Source organism: Pseudonocardia sp. TRM90224, assembly GCF_021245725.1.
Lineage (GTDB): Bacteria > Actinomycetota > Actinomycetes > Mycobacteriales > Pseudonocardiaceae > Pseudonocardia.
In genome coordinates, this window is the sequence record NZ_JAJGSX010000041.1 from 1 (window position 1) to 17,819 (window position 17,819).

15 protein-coding genes and 1 pseudogene are annotated in these 17,819 nt (G+C 71.8%); 6 read left to right on the forward strand and 10 right to left on the reverse strand.

What is annotated here, in order from left to right:
- Positions 1-206: 206 nt before the first annotated feature.
- The 7 genes from LL648_RS35565 to LL648_RS35595 are packed head-to-tail and all read right to left on the reverse strand — an operon-like array spanning position 207 to position 6,388.
- Positions 207-608: a metal-sulfur cluster assembly factor gene (locus LL648_RS35565; RefSeq protein WP_232667228.1), complete on the reverse strand. Its 402-nt coding sequence runs from the start codon at positions 606-608 to the stop codon at positions 207-209.
- A complete protein-coding gene (sufU, locus tag LL648_RS35570) occupies positions 601-1,062 on the reverse strand; it encodes a Fe-S cluster assembly sulfur transfer protein SufU (RefSeq protein ID WP_232667229.1) in 462 nt (153 codons plus the stop codon). The genes LL648_RS35565 and sufU overlap by 8 nt, the downstream gene beginning before the upstream one ends.
- Positions 1,062-2,342: a cysteine desulfurase gene (locus tag LL648_RS35575; RefSeq protein ID WP_232667230.1), complete on the reverse strand. Its 1,281-nt coding sequence runs from the start codon at positions 2,340-2,342 to the stop codon at positions 1,062-1,064. The genes sufU and LL648_RS35575 overlap by 1 nt, the downstream gene beginning before the upstream one ends.
- A complete protein-coding gene (sufC, locus tag LL648_RS35580; protein WP_232667231.1) occupies positions 2,342-3,100 on the reverse strand; it encodes a Fe-S cluster assembly ATPase SufC in 759 nt (252 codons plus the stop codon). The genes LL648_RS35575 and sufC overlap by 1 nt, the downstream gene beginning before the upstream one ends.
- A gap of 29 nt (positions 3,101-3,129) precedes the next feature.
- Positions 3,130-4,314 carry a Fe-S cluster assembly protein SufD gene (gene sufD / locus LL648_RS35585; protein WP_232667232.1) on the reverse strand — a complete coding sequence of 395 codons (1,185 nt, stop codon included), beginning with the start codon at positions 4,312-4,314 and terminating at the stop codon, positions 3,130-3,132.
- Positions 4,311-5,738, reverse strand: a complete 1,428-nt coding sequence (gene sufB / locus LL648_RS35590) for a Fe-S cluster assembly protein SufB (protein WP_232667233.1) — start codon at positions 5,736-5,738, stop codon at positions 4,311-4,313. Before sufB ends, sufD begins: the two co-directional genes overlap by 4 nt.
- Positions 5,735-6,388 carry a helix-turn-helix transcriptional regulator gene (locus LL648_RS35595; RefSeq protein WP_232667283.1) on the reverse strand — a complete coding sequence of 218 codons (654 nt, stop codon included), beginning with the start codon at positions 6,386-6,388 and terminating at the stop codon, positions 5,735-5,737. Before LL648_RS35595 ends, sufB begins: the two co-directional genes overlap by 4 nt.
- Positions 6,389-6,680: 292 nt before the next feature.
- Between LL648_RS35595 and mptB the strand changes: the two genes are divergently transcribed.
- The 5 genes from mptB (at position 6,681) to LL648_RS35620 (ending at position 13,588) form a co-directional block, all read left to right on the forward strand.
- Positions 6,681-8,255, forward strand: a complete 1,575-nt coding sequence (gene mptB, locus LL648_RS35600; protein ID WP_232667234.1) for a polyprenol phosphomannose-dependent alpha 1,6 mannosyltransferase MptB — start codon at positions 6,681-6,683, stop codon at positions 8,253-8,255.
- 37 nt (positions 8,256-8,292) lie between these two features.
- The gene (locus LL648_RS35605) at positions 8,293-9,222 is read left to right on the forward strand and encodes an ABC transporter ATP-binding protein (RefSeq protein ID WP_232667235.1); all 930 of its coding nucleotides are present in this window, start codon (positions 8,293-8,295) and stop codon (positions 9,220-9,222) included.
- Positions 9,223-9,287: 65 nt separating this feature from the next.
- A complete protein-coding gene (locus tag LL648_RS35610) occupies positions 9,288-10,004 on the forward strand; it encodes an ABC transporter permease (RefSeq protein ID WP_232667284.1) in 717 nt (238 codons plus the stop codon).
- Positions 10,005-10,538: 534 nt separating this feature from the next.
- Entirely contained in the window at positions 10,539-11,510 is a 972-nt protein-coding gene (locus tag LL648_RS35615) for a quinone oxidoreductase family protein (RefSeq protein ID WP_232667236.1), read from the forward strand.
- A 41-nt stretch (positions 11,511-11,551) separates the two neighbouring features.
- Positions 11,552-13,588, forward strand: coding sequence for a prolyl oligopeptidase family serine peptidase (locus LL648_RS35620; protein ID WP_232667237.1), 2,037 nt, complete (start codon positions 11,552-11,554; stop codon positions 13,586-13,588).
- Between the two features lie 75 nt (positions 13,589-13,663).
- Here LL648_RS35620 and LL648_RS35625 read toward each other — a convergent pair whose 3' ends face one another.
- Both LL648_RS35625 and LL648_RS35630 read right to left on the reverse strand, forming a co-directional pair.
- Complete coding sequence (locus LL648_RS35625; RefSeq protein ID WP_232667238.1) at positions 13,664-14,287, reverse strand: VOC family protein; 624 nt, start codon at positions 14,285-14,287, stop codon at positions 13,664-13,666.
- A gap of 11 nt (positions 14,288-14,298) precedes the next feature.
- Complete coding sequence (locus LL648_RS35630; RefSeq protein ID WP_232667239.1) at positions 14,299-15,456, reverse strand: serine hydrolase domain-containing protein; 1,158 nt, start codon at positions 15,454-15,456, stop codon at positions 14,299-14,301.
- A gap of 194 nt (positions 15,457-15,650) precedes the next feature.
- Here LL648_RS35630 and LL648_RS35635 point away from each other — a divergent pair.
- Positions 15,651-15,977 (forward strand): annotated as a pseudogene (locus LL648_RS35635) (histone-like nucleoid-structuring protein Lsr2); the annotation flags it as partial.
- Between the two features lie 228 nt (positions 15,978-16,205).
- Here LL648_RS35635 and LL648_RS35640 read toward each other — a convergent pair.
- Positions 16,206-17,744, reverse strand: coding sequence for a flavin-containing monooxygenase (locus tag LL648_RS35640; RefSeq protein WP_232667240.1), 1,539 nt, complete (start codon positions 17,742-17,744; stop codon positions 16,206-16,208).
- Positions 17,745-17,819 lie beyond the last annotated feature (75 nt).

The window sequence follows — 17,819 nt, forward strand, 5'->3', positions numbered from 1 at the left end:
TGGCCGACCGCTCGTCGTGGGACCGGGTGGGGTCGACGTTGCATACCGTGGGTGTGCGTTGCACATGGCCGGCCATGTGCAACGTGTGTCGACGGTGTGCAACGTCGACCCAGGGCATGCGGCGATTCACCTGACAGCCACTTTCATGCAACGTGGTTGCATGAAAGTGGCTTTCCTGACGTCCCCGGGGACGGTGGGGCGAGATGCTAGACGCGGAAGCCCAGCGCCCGGAGCTGCTCGCGGCCGTCCTCGGTGATCTTCTCCGGCCCCCACGGCGGCATCCAGACCCAGTTGATCTTGATGTCGTTCACCAGCCCGCCGTCGGAACCACCGGTGAGCGCCGCGCGGGCCTGCTCCTCGATCACGTCGGTGAGGGGGCAGGCGGCGGAGGTCAGCGTCATGTCGATCGTCGCGACCCCGCCCTCGGCGGCGATCCCGTACACCAGGCCCAGGTCGACGACGTTGATGCCCAGCTCGGGGTCGACGACGTCGCGCATCGCCTCTTCGAGGTCGTCGACGGAGACGTCGCTCGCAGGCGCCGCCGTCGGCGGCTCCGGCATCCCGGCCGCGCCGCGCACGACGTCCTCGGAGGTTTCGGTGTCAGCCATCGATGTGCTCCTTCTCGTCGGCAGCAGGTGCCCGCACGACCGCGTCCTTGAACGCCATCCACCCGAGCAGCGCGCACTTCACGCGCGCCGGGTACCTGGCGACGCCGGCGAACGCGACGCCATCACCGAGCACGTCCTCGTCGGGCTCGACCTGGCCGCGGCCCTGCGCCATCTCCTGGAACGCCGTGAGCACCCGCATCGATTCCTCGACGCTGCGCCCCACCACGAGATCGGTCAGCACCGACGCGGACGCCTGGCTGATCGAGCAGCCGAGCGTCTCGTACGAGACATCCGAGACCGTATCGCCGTCGAGCTTCACCCGCAGGGTGATCTCGTCGCCGCAGGTCGGGTTGATCTGGAACGACTCGGCGTCGAACGGCTCCCGCAGTCCGGCGCCGTGCGGCGATCGGTAGTGGTCCAGGATGATCTCCTGGTACATCTGTTCCAGCTGCACTAGCTCACCCCGAAGAACTCTCGGGCCGCCCGCACGCCCTCGACCAATGCTTCGACTTCGTCGAGCGTGTTGTACACGTGGAAGGACGCGCGCGCGGTGGCGGCCACCCCGAACTTGCGGTGCAACGGCCATGCGCAATGGTGTCCCACCCGCACGGCCACACCGCGGTCGTCGAGCACCTGGCCGACGTCGTGCGCGTGCACGCCCTCGACCACGAACGCCACCGCTCCCCCGCGGTCGACCATCGTCGTCGGTCCGACGACCCGCACGCCCGGGATCCCGGCGAGGCCCGCGAGGGTCGCCTCGGTGAGCCGCGCCTCCTGCGCGTGGACGACGTCCATGCCGATGCCGGTGAGGTAGTCGACGGCCGCGCCGAGACCGACCGCCTGCGACGTCATGGGCACGCCCGCCTCGAACCGCTGCGGCGGCGGCGCGTACGTCGAGCCCTCCAGCCGGACCAGCTCGATCATCGAGCCGCCCGTGAGGAAGGGCGGCATCGCGTCGAGCAGCTCGGCGCGCCCGTACAGCACGCCGACGCCGGACGGGCCGAGCATCTTGTGGCCGGAGAACACGGCGAAGTCGACGCCCAGGTTCCCGAAGTGCACGGGCATGTGCGGCACCGACTGGCAGGCGTCGAGCAGCGTGAGCGCGCCGACCGCCTTCGCCCTGCGCACCAGCTCCGCGACCGGCAGCACGGTGCCGAGCACGTTCGACTGGTGCGCGAACGCGACCAGCTTCGTCCGCTCGGACAGCTCGATCGAGTCGAGGTCGACCCGGCCGTCGGGCGTCACCGAGTACCAGCGCAGGGTGGCGCCGGTGCGCCGGCACAGCTCCTGCCACGGCACGAGGTTGGCGTGGTGCTCCAGCTCGGTGATCACGATCTCGTCGCCGGGCCCGAGCGCGAACCGCTCCGACTCGGGGCCGAGCCCGGTCCGGACGCCGGCGTTGCTCATCGCGTACGCCACGAGGTTGACGCCCTCGGTGGCGTTCTTGACGAACACGACCTCACCCGGGTCGGCGCCGACGAACGCGGCGATCCGCGCCCGCGCAGACTCGTAGGCGTCGGTGGCCTCCTCGGCCAGCTGGTGCGCGCCGCGGTGCACGGCCGCGTTGTGCTGCTCGAGGAAGCTGCGCTCGGCGTCGAGCACCTGGCGGGGGCGCTGCGAGGTGGCGCCCGAGTCGAGGTAGACCAGCGGGCGCCCGCCGCGCACGGTGCGCGACAGGATCGGGAAGTCGCCGCGGATCGCGGTGACGTCCGGTGCCTCGACGAGTGCGGTCATCAGACCGCTGCCCCGGTGAACCGCACGTAGCCGCTCTTCTCCAGCTCGTGCGCGAGCTCGGGGCCGCCGGACTCGACGATCCGCCCACCGGCGAAGACGTGCACGACGTCGGGGGTGATGTGCTGCAGGATCCGCGTGTAGTGCGTGATCAGCAGCACGCCGACGTCGCCGGAGGCGCGGAAGCGGTTGACGCCCTCGCTGACTACGCGCAGCGCGTCGACGTCGAGGCCGGAGTCGGTCTCGTCGAGCACGGCGATCTTCGGCTTGAGCAGCGCGAGCTGCAGCACCTCGTGGCGCTTCTTCTCACCGCCGGAGAAGCCCTCGTTGACGTTGCGCTCGGCGAAGGCGGGGTCGATGTCCAGATCGGACATCGCCTCCTTGACCTCCTTGACCCAGGTGCGCAGCTTGGGGGCCTCGCCGCGGACCGCGGTGGCCGCGGACCGCAGGAAGTTGGCGGTGGACACGCCGGGCACCTCGACCGGGTACTGCATGGCGAGGAAGAGGCCGGCACGGGCGCGCTCGTCGACGGTCATCTCGAGGACGTCCTCGCCGTCGAGCGCGACCGAACCCGAGGTGATCTCGTACTTCGGGTGCCCGGCGACGGCATACGCGAGCGTGGACTTGCCGGACCCGTTCGGGCCCATGATCGCGTGCGTCTCGCCGGCGCGGACGGTGAGGTCGACGCCCTTCAGGATCTCCTTGGCACCGTCGTCGGTCGCGACCGAGACGTGCAGGTCCTTGATCTCCAGGGTGGACATGTAGTCAGTGCTCCGTATGGGGTGGTGGGTCAGGCGCCGGTGACGGCGAGCTCGGCCTCGATCGCCGCTTCCAGGCGTTCGCGCAGCTCGGGAAGGGTGATGCGGGAGAGGATCTCGCCGAAGAAGCCGCGCACGACCAGGCGGCGCGCGACGTCCTCCGGGATGCCGCGGCTCTGCAGGTAGAACAGCTGCTCGTCGTCGAAGCGGCCGGTCGCGCTGGCGTGGCCGGCGCCGGCGATCTCGCCGGTCTCGATCTCCAGGTTCGGCACCGAGTCGGCCCGCGCGTGCTCGGTCAGCACGAGGTTGCGGTTCAGCTCGAACGTCTGCGTGTTCTCCGCGGCCGCCCTGATCAGCACGTCGCCGATCCAGACGGTGTGCGCGGTGGCGCCCTTCGCGCTCTGCAGCGCGTTCTTGTAGAGAACGTTCGACGTGCAGTTCGGCACCGAGTGGTCCACCAGCAGCCGCTGTTCGAGGTGCTGGCCGGCATCGGCGAACCCGAGGCCCGCGAGCTCGGCGTCGCCGCCGGGGCCGCGGTAGTTGACCGTCGGGCTGATCCGCACGAGGTCGCCGCCGAGCGCCACCGCGGTGGCGCGCAGCGTGGCGTCGCGCCCGACCGAGATGTGCTGCGCGCCGACGTGCACGGCGTCGTCGGCCCATTCGGTGGTGACGACCAGCGTGAGCCGCGAGCCGTCACCGAGCACGACCTCGACGTTGTCGGCGAGCGCTCCCGAGCCGCGGTACTCGACCACGACGGTGGCGGCGGCGTGCGGCGCGGTGCGCAGCTGCAGGTGGCCCGCCGCCGTCGCGCCCTCACCGGGACCGGTGACGGTGATCGTGACCGGCTCCGGCGCGCCGTCGAGCGTGACGACGGTGGCGTCCTTGCTCGCCGACCACGCGGCCGCGGCGACCCGGTCGGCCGGGACACCGCCCTGGCCGATCCGCGGGTCGTCCGTCGCGACCGTCTCGACCCGCACCCCCGACGCCGCCTCGCTCACGGCGATCGTCGCGGTGCCGTCGAACGCCGCGGTGCCGTCGTGCAGCCCGCGGAGCCTGCGCAGCGGGGTGAACCGCCAGTTCTCCTCGCGGCCGCCCGGCACCTCGAACGCCTCGACGTCGTAGGACGTGAATCGCTCGCTCGCCGACGCGATCGGGCTCTCGCCCTGGCCCTTCTTGGCGCCCTCGAGTTCAGGGGCCAACCCAGCAACTTCGGTCATCCGACCGAACCCTCCATCTGCAGCTCGATGAGCCTGTTCAGCTCCAGCGCGTACTCCATGGGCAGCTCGCGCGCGATGGGTTCGACGAACCCGCGCACGACCATCGCCATGGCCTCGTCCTCGGTCAGCCCGCGGCTCATCAGGTAGAACAGCTGGTCGCCGCTCACCTTCGAGACGGTGGCCTCGTGGCCCATCGACACCTCGTCGTTGCGGACGTCCACGTAGGGGTAGGTGTCGGAGCGGCTGATCGTGTCGACCAGCAGCGCATCGCACTTCACCGTCGAGCGGCTGTGGTGCGCGCGCGGGTTGACCTGCACGAGCCCGCGGTAGGACGTGCGGCCCCCGCCTCGGGCGACCGACTTCGAGATGATCGTCGAGGACGTGTGCGGCGCCAGGTGCACCATCTTCGCCCCGGCGTCCTGGTGCTGCCCCTCGCCGGCGAACGCGATCGAGAGCACCTCACCCTTGGCGTGCTCGCCCATCAGCCAGACGGCCGGGTACTTCATCGTGACCTTGGAGCCGAGGTTGCCGTCGACCCATTCCATGGTCGCGCCCTCTTCGGCCTTGGCCCGCTTGGTGACCAGGTTGTAGACGTTGTTCGACCAGTTCTGGATCGTCGTGTAGCGGCAGCGGCCGCCCTTCTTCACGATGATCTCGACGACGGCCGAGTGCAGCGAGTCGGACTTGTAGATCGGCGCCGTGCAGCCCTCGACGTAGTGCACGTAGGCACCCTCGTCGACGATGATCAGCGTGCGCTCGAACTGGCCCATGTTCTCGGTGTTGATCCGGAAGTAGGCCTGCAGCGGGATGTCGACCTTCACGCCCTTGGGCACGTAGATGAACGACCCACCCGACCAGACCGCCGAGTTCAGCGCGGAGAACTTGTTGTCGCCGCTCGGGATGACCGAGCCGAAGTACTCCTTGAACAGCTCCGGGTGCTCACGCAGGCCCGTGTCGGTGTCGAGGAAGATGACACCCTGCTCCTCGAGGTCCTCACGGATCTGGTGGTAGACGACCTCCGACTCGTACTGCGCCGCGACGCCCGCGACCAGCCGCTGCTTCTCGGCCTCCGGGATGCCCAGCCGGTCGTAGGTGTTCTTGATGTCCTCCGGCAGGTCCTCCCAGCTGGCGGCCTGCTTCTCGGTGGAGCGCACGAAGTACTTGATGTTGTCGAAGTCGATGCCCGACAGGTCCGCGCCCCAGCGCGGCATGGGCTTCTTCTCGAACAGGTCGAGTGCCTTCAGCCGGAAGTCGAGCATCCACTGGGGCTCGTTCTTCAAAGCGGAGATGTCGGCGACGACGTCAGCGGAAAGGCCGCGACGTGCACTGGCACCGGCGGCGTCCGGATCGGCCCAGCCGAAGTCGTACCGGCCGAGCGTCGCGAGCGTCTCCTCCTGGGTGAGCGCCTCAGGAGTGGTCGTCATTCGGACTGCCTCCCTGTCGGGATCGTTGTGGTGGTGACGGAGTGCCGCCGGGCCTCGGGAAGGTCCAGCGGAACGTGTGTGGTGCACGCGGAGTCGCCACGCGCGATGGTCGCGAGCCGCTGCACGTGGGTGCCGAGCAGCTCTGCGAACGCCTTGGTCTCAGCTTCGCACAGCACCGGGAACGCGGCCGCGACGTGGGCGACCGGGCAGTGGTGCTGGCACAGCTGCACGCCGGTGCCGGCCTCCCGCGCCTGCGCCGCGTAACCCCGCGCGGTGAGCACCTTCGCCAGCTCGCCGGCCCGCTCGTCGGGCGTCCCGGCCGCGGCGACCTGCGCCGCCGACGGGCCGAGCAGCTGCTCGACGCGGCTGCGGGCGAACGCGTCGAGCGCGTCGTCGCCGCCGTGCTCGGCGAGGTAGTGCAGCGCCGCGACGGCCAGCTCGTCGTAGCCGTGGCCGAAGCGCGCCCGGCCGGCGTCGGTGAGCAGGTACTGGCGGGCCGGGCGGCCGCGGCCGCGCGGGCCGCGGCGCGACGCCTGCCGCACCTCCGCCTCACCGTCGGCGATCAGCGCGTCGAGGTGGCGGCGGACAGCGGGGGCGGAGAGCCGCAGCGCGGCCGCGACGGCGGCGGCGGTGACCGGCCCCTGCTCCATGAGCAGGCGCGCCACCGCCTCCCGCGTGCGGCCGTCACCGGTCGAGTGCACCTCGACGGACGGCTCTCCTGTTTTCACAACACCAGTGTTGCTTATATGCCCTGAGCGGGCAACGGGGGGTGGTCATCTGCACCGTGTGGGCCGACGTAGCGTCCGTCACACTCCGCCGAGTCACCCACCGTTTTGCCTACTTGCACGCCGGAAAGGGCGTGCAAGTAGGCAAAACGGTACGCGGACCGGCCCGACGACCACGGGTCGCCGTCGCCCGGAAGGGCCTCGCTACGCTGCGGGCATGGTGGCATCCACGCTCGACGGCAAGAGCCCGTCGACGCTCGACGTGCCACCGCCGCGCGACCCCAGCCGGGTGGCCAGGCGGCTCGGGCTCACCGGCAGCCTCCTGATGGCGATCGGCGCGCTCGGCTCCGGCGCGCTGCCCGTCCCCAACCCGCTTTTCGGCATGCGGCTGCTCGGACTGCCGGCGCGCAACGCCACGATCTCGATCGCGCTGGCCTACACCGGGCTCTTCCTCGTGGTGCTGGCGTGGCTGTGGATCGGCAAGATGCTGCGCTGGTACGGCGCGAAGGAGCCGGCGCCCACACCGAGGCAGCTCACCCGCACCGCCGTCCTGTGGGCGATCCCGCTGGCTGCCGCGCCGCCCATGTTCTCGCGCGACGTCTACAGCTACATCGCGCAGAGCGCGACGCTCGCGCGCGGCCTCGACCCGTACACGCTCGGGCCGGCGGAGGCGTTCGGGGTGGACGACCCGCTCGTCCGCTCGATCCCGAACATCTGGCGCGACACCGGCGCCCCGTACGGGCCACTGTTCCTCATCCTGGGGCGCGGCATCACCGCGCTCTCCGGCAACGACGTCGTGCTGGGCGTCTTCCTGCACCGGATCCTCGCGCTGGCCGGGCTCGCGCTCATCATCTGGGCGCTGCCGAAGCTCGCCCGCCGCTGCGGCCTGGACACCGGGCTGGCCATGTGGCTGGGCGTCGCCAACCCGCTCGTGCTGTTCCACCTGGTCAGCGGCATCCACAACGAGGCGCTGATGCTCGGGCTCACCCTCACCGGCATGGAGCTGGGGCTGCGCAGCGGGCGGCGGCTGTTCGACAAGTGGTTCATGATCGGTGCGTTGCTGATCGTCGCCGGCGCGGCCGTCAAGGCGCCCGCGCTGGTGGCGCTGGGCTTCCTCGGCATCGAGTGGGCGCGCCGGCGCGGCGCGAAGATCAAGGACGTCGCGATCGCCGCCGTGACGCTCGGCATCATCGCCGGCGGGATCTTCACCGGGCTCGGGTTCGCCACCGGCACCGGGTTCGGGTGGACGACCACGCTCAACATCCCACAACTGATCAACAGCTGGATGTCGATCTCCACCAACTCCGGCATCTTCGCGGGCCAGCTCGGCGTGCTGCTCGGACTGGGCGAGCACACCGAGGCCGTGCTGGGCGTCACCCGCACGCTCGGGCTCGCGATCGGCGCCTCGCTCGTCGTCGTTCTGCTCTTCGCGACGCTGCGCGGCAAGCTCGACGTCGTCACCGGCATGGCGGGCGGGCTCACCGCCGTCGTGCTGCTCGGCCCGATCGTGCACCCCTGGTACCTGCTCTGGTCGGTGGTGCCGCTGGCCGCGACGCAGGGCCTGCCGCGATACCGGCGCTGGGTGCTCGCGGCCTCGGCCGTGCTGGCGCTGCTCGTGCCGCCCACCGGAGCCGACTTCAACTTCCGCGTGTACCAGCTGCCGATGGCCATCCTCGCCGGGTTGATCATGCTGGCGATCGTCCTGCTGGTGCAGCGCCGGCTGATCACCGGCCAGACCGGCTACGACATCGACTCGCTGCCCGGGCGGGGACCGCACTCCATTGCCCCGTAGCCCAGGCCCGGTGGCCGGCGCCCATAGAATCCGGCCCGTGAGCCCGCCGCCACCTGCCGTGCACGTGCGCGGCCTCGTCAAGCGCTATGGCCGCACCACGGCCGTCGACGGGCTCGACCTCGCCCTCTCCGCGGGCAGCGTCCTGGCGCTGCTCGGGCCGAACGGTGCCGGCAAGACGACCACCGTCGAGGTGTGCGAGGGCTTTCTCACCGCCGACGCCGGTGAGGTGCGCGTGCTGGGCGTCGACCCGGCCGGTGCGCCCGACGCGCTGCGCGCCCGGATCGGCGTGATGCCGCAGGGCGGCGGCGCCTATCCCGGGGTGCACGCGGCCGAGATGCTGCGGGTCGTCGCGGCCTGCTCGGCGCACCCGCTCGACGTCGGCTGGTTGATCGGGGTGCTCGGCCTCGAGAGCTGCGCACGCACGCCGTTCAAGCGGCTCTCCGGCGGCCAGCAGCAGCGCCTCGCGCTCGCCTGCGCGATCGTCGGCCGGCCCGAGCTGGTGTTCCTCGACGAGCCGACCGCCGGGATGGACCCGCAGGGCCGGCGGCTGGTGTGGGACCTCATCGACGCGATGCGCCGCGACGGCGTCGCCGTCCTGCTCACCACGCACCTCATGGAGGAAGCGGAGGCGCTGGCGGACGAGGTCGTGATCGTCGACCACGGCAAGGTCGTCGCGCAGGGCAGCCCGGCCGCGCTGACCGCCTGCAGCACCCACCAGGAGCTGCGGTTCCGGGCGAAGCCGGGCATGGACCTCGCCGGGCTCACCGCGGCGCTGCCGGCCGAGTACCGGGCGGCCGAGACGAAGGCCGGCCGCTACCTGGTGCAGGGCCGCATCGACCCAGGGATCCTCTCCACGATCACCGCGTGGTGCGCGGGCCAGGGCGCGCTCGCCGACGACGTGCAGGTGGCGCGGCGCAGCCTGGAGGACGTGTTCCTGGAGCTGACCGGGCGGGAGCTGCGCCCGTGACCGTCGAGCCGCGGTTCGAGACCGGCACCTTCACCCCACGGCCCGGCCCGGGCGCGCCGCTGCGCATGCTGCGCGCGCAGGCGCTGACGGAGCTGCGGCTCGCGCTGCGCAACGGCGAGCAGGTGCTGCTCACGCTGCTGATCCCCGTCGCGTTGCTGGTCGGGCTGAGCCTGCTCGACGTCGTGCCGCTGCCGGAACCGCGGGTGGCGGCGGTGACGCCGGGGGTGCTGGCGCTCGCGGTGATGTCGACGGCGTTCACGAGCCAGGCGATCTCGTTCGGCTTCGACCGGCGCTACGGCGTGATCCGCAGACTCGCCGCAACGGCGCTGCCGCGGTGGCTGCTGGTGGCGGGCCGGCTCGCGGCACTGCTGGGCGTCGTCGTGATCCAGGTGGTGCTGCTGTGCGCCCTCGCCGCCCTGCTCGGCTGGCAGCCGGCCGGCGCCGGGATCGGCTGGGCGGTGCTGCTCGTACTGCTCGGCTGCGCCGCGTTCGGCTCGCTCGGGATCCTGCTCGGCGGGTCGCTGCGGGCGGAGATCACCCTCGCCGTCGCCAACCTGGTCTGGTTCGTCCTGCTCCTCGCCGGCGGCATCGCGCTCCCCATCGCCCAGCTCCCCGGCCCCCTCGCCGCCGTCGCGAGCGCCCTCCCGTCCGGCGCGCTGGCCGAGGGACTGCGCGGCGCGCTGGCCGACGGCCACGCCCCGGGCTGGGGCCCGGTGCTGGTCCTGGTGGCCTGGACAGCGACGGCAACGGCCCTGGCAACCCGCACCGTCAAGCTCCGCTGAGCCACCCGACAAGACGGCCGGCAAGCGTCGCCGGGCAGTGGCGGACGCAGGGTGTGCGCTACGCACCCCGAGGCGCCGGGAGGTGGGTCGCTCGTGGAGGGCAGGAAAGCCACTTTCCTGCCCTGTGAGGACCGGAAAGTGGCTTTCCTGCCCTCGCGTGCGCAACGCACACACCCCGGCCGGCCACCACAGCCCCGCCCCTGGCCGCGGGTCGCGCGCCCTGTTCGGGCACCCACCCCGGTCTGCGGTCGCGTACCCGGAGCCGCACCCGGCACGGATTCTCATCCCTCGTGGCGACCCGGAGGGCCATGGCGGACTTTCCTGCCCTCGCGTGCGGATCACACGCATGCCGGCGCGCCCCCAGGGCCTGGTCGTCCGATCCCGGCCTGGCCGGACCGAACAACAGCCACCCCCCGCCACGGGGCGTCAGGAAAGCCACTTTCATGCAACGTGGTTGCATGAAAGTGGCTTTCCTGACCTTCCCCGAGCATCACCCGCTCGCGGCCGCACAGAGCCCAGGGGCATGATCGGGTCATGCTTGCTGTTCAGGTTTCTGTCACCGGTGGGCCCGATGTGCTCGTTCCGTCCCAGGTGGACGATCCGGAGCCGGGCGAGGGGCAGTTGCTCGTCGAGGTCGCCGCAGCCGGGGTCAACTACATCGACACCTACCAGCGCGACGGCACCTACCCGATGCAGCTGCCGTACGTGCCGGGCATGGAGGGTGTCGGGCGGGTGCGGGCGCTCGGGGCCGGGGTCAGCGATTTCGCGGTGGGCGACCGGGTGGCGTGGGCCGAGGCGCTCGGCAGCTACGCGCAGCTCACGGTGGTGCCGGCGGCGCGTGCGGTCGCGGTTCCCGATGCCATCTCCGACGAGGTCGCGGTCGGTGCGCTGCTGCAGGGCATGACGGCGCACTTCCTCGTCAACGACACCTATCCCGTCCAGCCGGGCGACACGGTCCTCGTGCACGCCGCGGCGGGCGGTGCCGGGCTGCTGCTCACGCAGCTCGCCACCGCGAAGGGCGCGCGCGTGATCGGCACGGTCTCCACGGCGGAGAAGGAGGAGCTCGCGCGCGGCGCGGGCGCCGCCGAGGTGATCCGCTACACCGAGGTGGACGACCTCGCGGCCGAGGTCAAGAAGCTGAACGGTGGCGAGGGCGTCGCGGCCGTGTACGACAGCGTCGGGCGCACCACGTTCGACGCCAGCCTCGCCAGCCTGCGCATGCGCGGCATGCTCGTGCTGTTCGGCGCGTCCAGCGGTCCGGTGCCGCCGCTCGACCCGCAGGTGCTCAACCGGGGCGGCTCGCTGTTCCTCACCCGTCCGACGCTGTTCCACCACATCGCCACGCGGGAGGCGCTCGTCGAGCGGGCCGCGGCCGTCTACGGCGAGGTGGTCGCGGGCCGGCTGAATGTCCGGATCGGGCGCACCTACCCGCTTGCGGAGGCCCGCACAGCACACGAGGACCTGCAGGGCAGGCGCACGACGGGCAAGGTTCTGCTGATCCCCTGAATCGTGGCCGGAGGGCCGTCCGATCGTGCTAGATATGGCGGGTGACGGCATCCCCGGACGATCTTCGTCCTTTCCACGACCTGTCCGCCTACCAGCACCTCCCGCGGCTGAGCGGCCTCGCTCTCTCCCCCGACGGGAGGCGGCTGGTGACGGCCGTGTCCGCGATCGACGCCGAAGGGACGCGGTTCCGCGCGGCGCTGTGGGAGGTCGACCCCGCAGGTGAGCGGCCGGCCCGCCGCCTCACCCGCGGGTCGAAGGGCGAGTCGGGAGCCGCCTTCACCGCTGTTGGCGACCTGCTGTTCACCTCGTCGAGGCCCGACCCCGACCGCACCGGCCAGTCCGACGACGCTCCGGCCGCGCTGTGGCGCCTCCCGGTGGCCGGTGAGGCCGAGGTCGTCGGCACCCGCGCCGGTGGGATCGGCGTCGTGGTCGCCGCCCGCGCCGCCGCCGTCGTCGTCGCGACGACCGCCGTGCTGCCGTCGTCCGTCACCGATGCCGAGGACGAGGCCCGCCGGAAGGTCCGGAAGGACAAGAAGGTGACCGGGATCCTGCACGCGGGGCTGCCGGTCCGGCACTGGGACCAGGACCTCGGCCCCGACGAGGACCGGCTGGTCGTCGCCGCTCTCGACGGCGACGGGGCGGCGGAGTGGCGCGACCTCACCCCCACCCCGGGCAAGGGCCTGCACGAGACGAGCTTCGACGTCACCCCGGACGGCTCGACCGTCGTGACGTCGTGGCGCACGCCCGTCTCCGGCGGTGGGTCGCGGCAGCAGCTGGTCGCGATCGACACCACGAGCGGGGAACGGCAGGTCATCGCCGACGACGAGCGGTTCGACCTGCACGGCCCGGTGATCAGCCCTGACGGGCGGCAGATCGCCTGCATCCGCGAGCGGATCCCCGCGCCGACCGAGCCGCCGGACCTACGGCTCGTCGTGCTGCCGATCGGCAGCGGCGAGCTGCGCGAGGTCGCCCAGGGGTGGGACCGATGGGCCAACGAGGTCGCCTGGACGCCCGACGGCTCCGCGCTGATCGTCATCGCCGACGAGCTGGGCCGCTCCCCCGTATTCCGCATCGAGCTCGCGTCCGGCGAGGTCACCCGTCTCACCGGCGACGACGGCGCGTACACCGACGTCGTCGTCGCGCCCGACGGCCAGCACGTCTACGCGCTGCGCAGCGCCATCGACACACCGCCCGCCCCGGTCCGGCTCGACGCGGCCGTGCCCGACCAGCAGCCCGTGCTGCTCCTGGCGCCGGCCCCGGTGCCGGTGGTGCCGGGCACGCTCGTCGAGGTCGAGGCCACGGCACTCGACGGCACCCCGCTGCGGTCGTGGCTCGCGCTGCCGCCGGACGCGTCACCCGACGCGCCCGCACCGCTGCTGCTGTGGATCCACGGCGGGCCGCTGGGCAGCTGGAACGCGTGGCAGTGGCGCTGGAACCCGTGGCTCATGACCGCACGGGGCTACGCGGTGCTGCTGCCCGACCCGGGCCTGTCCACCGGCTACGGGCTCGACTTCGTGCGGCGCGGCTGGGGCGCGTGGGGCGACGAGCCCTACACCGACCTGATGGCGATCACCGATGCCGCGATCGCCCGCCCGGACGTCGACGGCGACCGGACGGCCGCGATGGGCGGCTCGTTCGGCGGGTACATGGCCAACTGGGTCGCGGGCCACACCGACCGGTTCCGCGCGATCGTCACGCACGCGAGCCTGTGGGCGCTCGACCAGTTCGGCGGCACCACCGACGACGCTGCGTACTGGCTGCACGAGATGACGCCCGAGATGGCAGCGACGAACAGCCCGCACCTGCACGCCGACGCGATCACCACACCGATGCTCGTGATCCACGGCGACAAGGACTACCGGGTGCCGGTCGGCGAGGCGCTGCGGCTCTGGTGGGACCTGGTGTCGCGGCACGACGGCCCGCCGGACGAGCTGCCGCACCGCTACCTGTACTTCCCCGACGAGAACCACTGGATCCTGACGCCGAACAACGCCGTCGTCTGGTACCAGACCGTCACCGCGTTCCTCGACCACCACGTGCTGGGCAAGGACTGGGAGACCCCGGAGCTGCTCTGCTGAGCCGACTTCCCCACCGTTTTGGGCACATGCGCGCCGATTTGGCGCGCATCCACCCAAGACGGTGGGGAGGTTCGGTCAGGTGAGGGTGACGGGGCCGCGCGGGGTGTCGAGGAGCGCGACGAGCGACTGCGGGCCGGCCTCGACGGGGAGCGTGACGTCGAGAGCGGTGAGCAGCTCGGCCGCGGCCGCCGGCTCGGGCACCGTGGCGCCCAGGCCCGTCAGCCCGATCCGCGGCAGCGCGGCCGCCGGGTGCGGTGTCGTGCCCCAGTCGATCAGGAACGGCACACCCGGCGGCGACGCCTCGGACGACGTCAGCCGCCATTCCAGCAGCGCACCGGCCGGGGTGCGGCGCGCCATCGGCTCGATCGGGCCGATGCCGGCCGCCGCCACGGCCTTGTCGATGTCTGCCGGCGCGACCGCCCAGGTCACGAGCCGCGGCCCGGTGAGCGTGCCGATCCCGAAGGGCACGTTCCCCGGCTCGACGGGGTTGTCCCGGTCCGGCCCGATGATCTCCAGGAAGCTGGTCGGCCCGAGCCCGACCAGGTAGTTGCGGGTGCCCCGGCCGACGTGCCGGCCGCCCTCCACCGGCTCCACGCCGCTCGCGGCCGCGAACGCGGCCACCGCGGCGTCGAGCTCCGGGGTGGCGTAGACGAGGTGGTCGAGGCGGGGGTCGGGCGGCCCGAGCCGCGTGCAGGTCATGCCTTGATCTTTCAGGATCGGCGGCGGCTGCGGTGGACGGCCGAGTTCACCGCGCTCACCAGCAGCACGTTCTCCGGCGCCGCACCGCCGGGGAACGCGAACCGGCGCCGGTTGTAGCCGTAGGCGAACCCGCCGCGCGGGTCGGCGAACGCCATCGAGCCGGCCGCGCCGCTGTGCCCGATCGCACCCTGCCCCAGCACCGGGTAGTCCTCGGAGACCACCGAGAAGCCCACACCGAACGCGTTCGGGCCACGGGTGCTGAGGTCGGTGCCCACCGAGTGGATCTGCCCCACCTCGGCCAGCGTGTCCGGCTTGAGCAGCGGCTCGGCGCCGTCGAGCCCACCGAGCACCGCCGCGTACATCGCCGCCATGCCCCGCGCCGAGCCGATCCCGCCGACGGAGGCGGGTCCCTTCTCCCGCACGACCCGGACGTTCGGCAGCTCCTGCAGGTCGGCAGCCTCCGGGTGGTTGCGGTTGAACGCGATACCGCTGATGCTCGTCGGTCCCGACGCGTTCGCCTCCAGCAGCGCCTGCTGCTCGGGGGTGGGGAGCATCGGCAGCGTCGTGAGGAAGCGCGGCTCGTGCTCCTCGGGGAAGCCCATGTAGAAGTCCAGCCCGTGCGGCGCCCGCACGCGCTCCTCGTAGAACTCCTGGATCGAGCGGCCCGTCGCCCTGCGCACGACCTCGTTGGCGAGCGCGCCGATCGTCAGCGCGTGGTAGCCGAACGCCGTGCCCGGGCGCCAGTAGGGCCGCTGCGGGGCGATCCGGGCGGCCACCACCTGGTCGTCGGCCAGCTCTTCGACGAGGAACCCACCCTCGGCACCCACGACACCGGCCCGGTGCGACATCAGCTCGCGCAGCGTGAGCGCACCCTTGCCCTCGGCGCCGAACTCCGGCCAGTAGTGGCTCACCCGCTGGTCGAGGTCGAGCACGCCGTCCTGCACGAGCAGCGCGACGACCAGCGCCGTGGCACCTTTCGTGGAGGAGAAGACCCCCGTCACCGAATCGGGCCCGATCCCGGGGCCCGTGTACAGGTCGACCACCCGCTCGCCGTCGCGGTAGGCGACCAGCTGCGCGGCGTAGTCGCCGCCCTCCTGCTGCGCGACGGCCGCGAACGCCTCGCGCACCGACTCGAAGCCGTCCTCGACAGTTCCGTTGATCTCCGGCATGTCTCCCCCTCTGTAGGACTCGTAGGCGGATAGCCGTCGAAGGCCGCCCCGTATTCCGAGCACCGATCACGATGATGCGGCGTGGCATCCGTCGAACCGTCGACGGCCTCCGGTTACCCTGCGTGTTACGTCCCCGGTGAAGTGCGCTCGCCGCCTTCGCCCCTATCCATCAAGCATCGAACGGACAAAACCCCGTGGCGCAGCGTGTCGACGTGAAACTGGTTGACGACCTCGACGGATCGGAGGCGACGGATTCGGTCGCCTTCGCACTCGACGGCCGGCAGTACGAGATCGATCTTTCCAGCGAGAACGCCGCGCGGTTGCGCGGCATTGTCGCCGACTACGTCGCGGCGGCGCGCCGCGTCGGCTCGGCCCGCAAACCGGCAGGTGGCGGGGCGTCCACGCCGGCCGCCGGCCCCGACGCGACCGCCGTGCGCCAGTGGGCCCGCGAGAACGGGGTCACCGTTTCCGAGCGCGGCCGCGTGCCCGCGCACGTCGTCGAGGCATACCTGAACCGCAATGCCGCCGCCGCCCCGGCCGAAGCCCCGAAGGCGGCCCCGAAGGTGGCCGAAGAGCCCGCTGCGACCCCCGCCGAAGCGCCCGCCGAGGAGCCGAAGGCCCGCTCCCGCCCGGAGATCGCCAACCCGTTCGCGGTCAACCAGGCCGGCTGACGGAAAACTTCCCCACCGTTTTGCCTACTTGCAGACCTCCGAGGGTGTGCAGGTTGGCAAAACGGTGGGGAAGTTCGGTCAGGAGCCGGCGGCGCGGGCGGGTTCGGCTGCCATGTCGGTTTCGGTGACGGATTCGGGCTGCGCGATCTGCGGGCGCGCCGACACGGGGTGCTCGAACCGCATCCCGTCGGTCACGGGCCCGCGGCGAAGCTGGAACAGCTCGAGCGGGTAGTTCATCCGCACCTGCCACGGCCGGCGCGCGCCCTGCCTCGGCAGCGTCGCCAGCGCACGCCGCACGTACCCCGGCTGGAAGTCGAAGAGCGCCTTCGTCGGCATCGCGGAGTCGGTGTTCTTCGGCGCCGCCACCGCGAACCCACCGGCCCGCATGTGGTTGAGCAGCCGGCAGACGTACTCCGCCACCAGGTCGGCCCGCAGCGTCCACGACGCGTTGGTGTAGCCGAACGTGTAGGCGAGGTTCGGCACACCCTCCAGCATCAGGCCCTTGTACGTGAGCCGGTCGGCGAGCTTCGCCTCCACACCGTCGACGGTCACCGGCGCCCCGCCGAGCAGCTGCAGGTTCAGCCCGGTCGCGGTGATGATGATGTCCGCCTCCAGCTCGGCGCCGGACCGCAGCCGGATGCCCTTCTCCGTGAAGGTGTCGATCTCGTCGGTGACGATCGACGCCGAGCCGTTGCTGACGGCCTCGAAGAAGTCGCCGTCGGGCACGAGGCACAGCCGCTCGTCCCACGGGTTGTAGCGCGGCGTGAAGTGGGTGTCTACGTCGTAGCCGGCCGGCAGCTGACGTTCGACGCCCCTGCGGAGGATCTCCTTCATCTTCGCCGGGCGTCGCCTGCTGAGCTGGTAGGACGCCGCCTGGATCAGCACGTTCTTCCAGCGCACGATCGGGTAGGTCGCCTTCACCGGCAGGAACTTGCGCAGCAGCTGGTCGAGGGGGTCCTGGCGCGGCATCGAGACGAAGTACGTCGGCGAGCGCTGCAGCATCGTCACGTGCCCGGCGTCGGCTGCCATCGCGGGCACGAGCGTCACGGCGGTCGCGCCGCTGCCGATGACGACGACCCGCTTGCCTGCGTAGTCGAAGTCGGCGGGCCAGTGCTGGGGATGCACGATCTGCCCGGCGAACTTCTCCCGGCCCGGGAACGTCGGGGTGAAGCCCTGGTCGTAGTTGTAGTAACCCGAGCAGTGGTAGAGGAACCCGCAGGTCAACTGCTCACGCTCGCCCGTGTCGGTGTGCTCGACGTCGACGGTCCACCGCTGCTCGGCGCTCGACCAGGCCGCCGAGACGACCTTGCGGTGGTAGCCGATGCGCTTGTCCACGCCGTACGTGCGCGCGGTTCGCCGCACGTAGTCGAGGATCGAGGGTCCGTCGGCGATCGAGTCCTCGGCGAGCCACGGGGTGAACCGGTACCCGAGGGTGTGCATGTCGGAGTCGGACCGGATGCCCGGGTACCGGAACAGGTCCCACGTGCCACCCATGGCGCCGCGCGCCTCGAGGATCGCCACCGACCGCTCGGGGCACTCCCGCCGCAGGTGGACGGCGGCGCCGACGCCGGACAGCCCGGCCCCGACGATCAGGACGTCGACGTGGTTCTCCGACATTTCGCGCCTCCAGGTGCGCCCCGACTTCCGGAACCTACCGACAGTAACTTTCGTTTCCGCCGATCACCAGAGCAG

Coding starts and splice junctions, on each gene's coding strand:
- LL648_RS35565 (WP_232667228.1), bottom strand. CDS start 608: ATGGCTGACACCGAAACCTCCGAGGACGTCGTGCGCGGCGCGGCCGGG.
- LL648_RS35575 (WP_232667230.1), bottom strand. CDS start 2,342: ATGACCGCACTCGTCGAGGCACCGGACGTCACCGCGATCCGCGGCGAC.
- sufC (WP_232667231.1), bottom strand. CDS start 3,100: ATGTCCACCCTGGAGATCAAGGACCTGCACGTCTCGGTCGCGACCGAC.
- sufD (WP_232667232.1), bottom strand. CDS start 4,314: ATGACCGAAGTTGCTGGGTTGGCCCCTGAACTCGAGGGCGCCAAGAAG.
- sufB (WP_232667233.1), bottom strand. CDS start 5,738: ATGACGACCACTCCTGAGGCGCTCACCCAGGAGGAGACGCTCGCGACG.
- LL648_RS35595 (WP_232667283.1), bottom strand. CDS start 6,388: ATGGAGCAGGGGCCGGTCACCGCCGCCGCCGTCGCGGCCGCGCTGCGG.
- mptB (WP_232667234.1), top strand. CDS start 6,681: ATGGTGGCATCCACGCTCGACGGCAAGAGCCCGTCGACGCTCGACGTG.
- LL648_RS35610 (WP_232667284.1), top strand. CDS start 9,288: ATGCTGCGCGCGCAGGCGCTGACGGAGCTGCGGCTCGCGCTGCGCAAC.
- LL648_RS35615 (WP_232667236.1), top strand. CDS start 10,539: ATGCTTGCTGTTCAGGTTTCTGTCACCGGTGGGCCCGATGTGCTCGTT.
- LL648_RS35625 (WP_232667238.1), bottom strand. CDS start 14,287: ATGACCTGCACGCGGCTCGGGCCGCCCGACCCCCGCCTCGACCACCTC.
- LL648_RS35630 (WP_232667239.1), bottom strand. CDS start 15,456: ATGCCGGAGATCAACGGAACTGTCGAGGACGGCTTCGAGTCGGTGCGC.
- LL648_RS35640 (WP_232667240.1), bottom strand. CDS start 17,744: ATGTCGGAGAACCACGTCGACGTCCTGATCGTCGGGGCCGGGCTGTCC.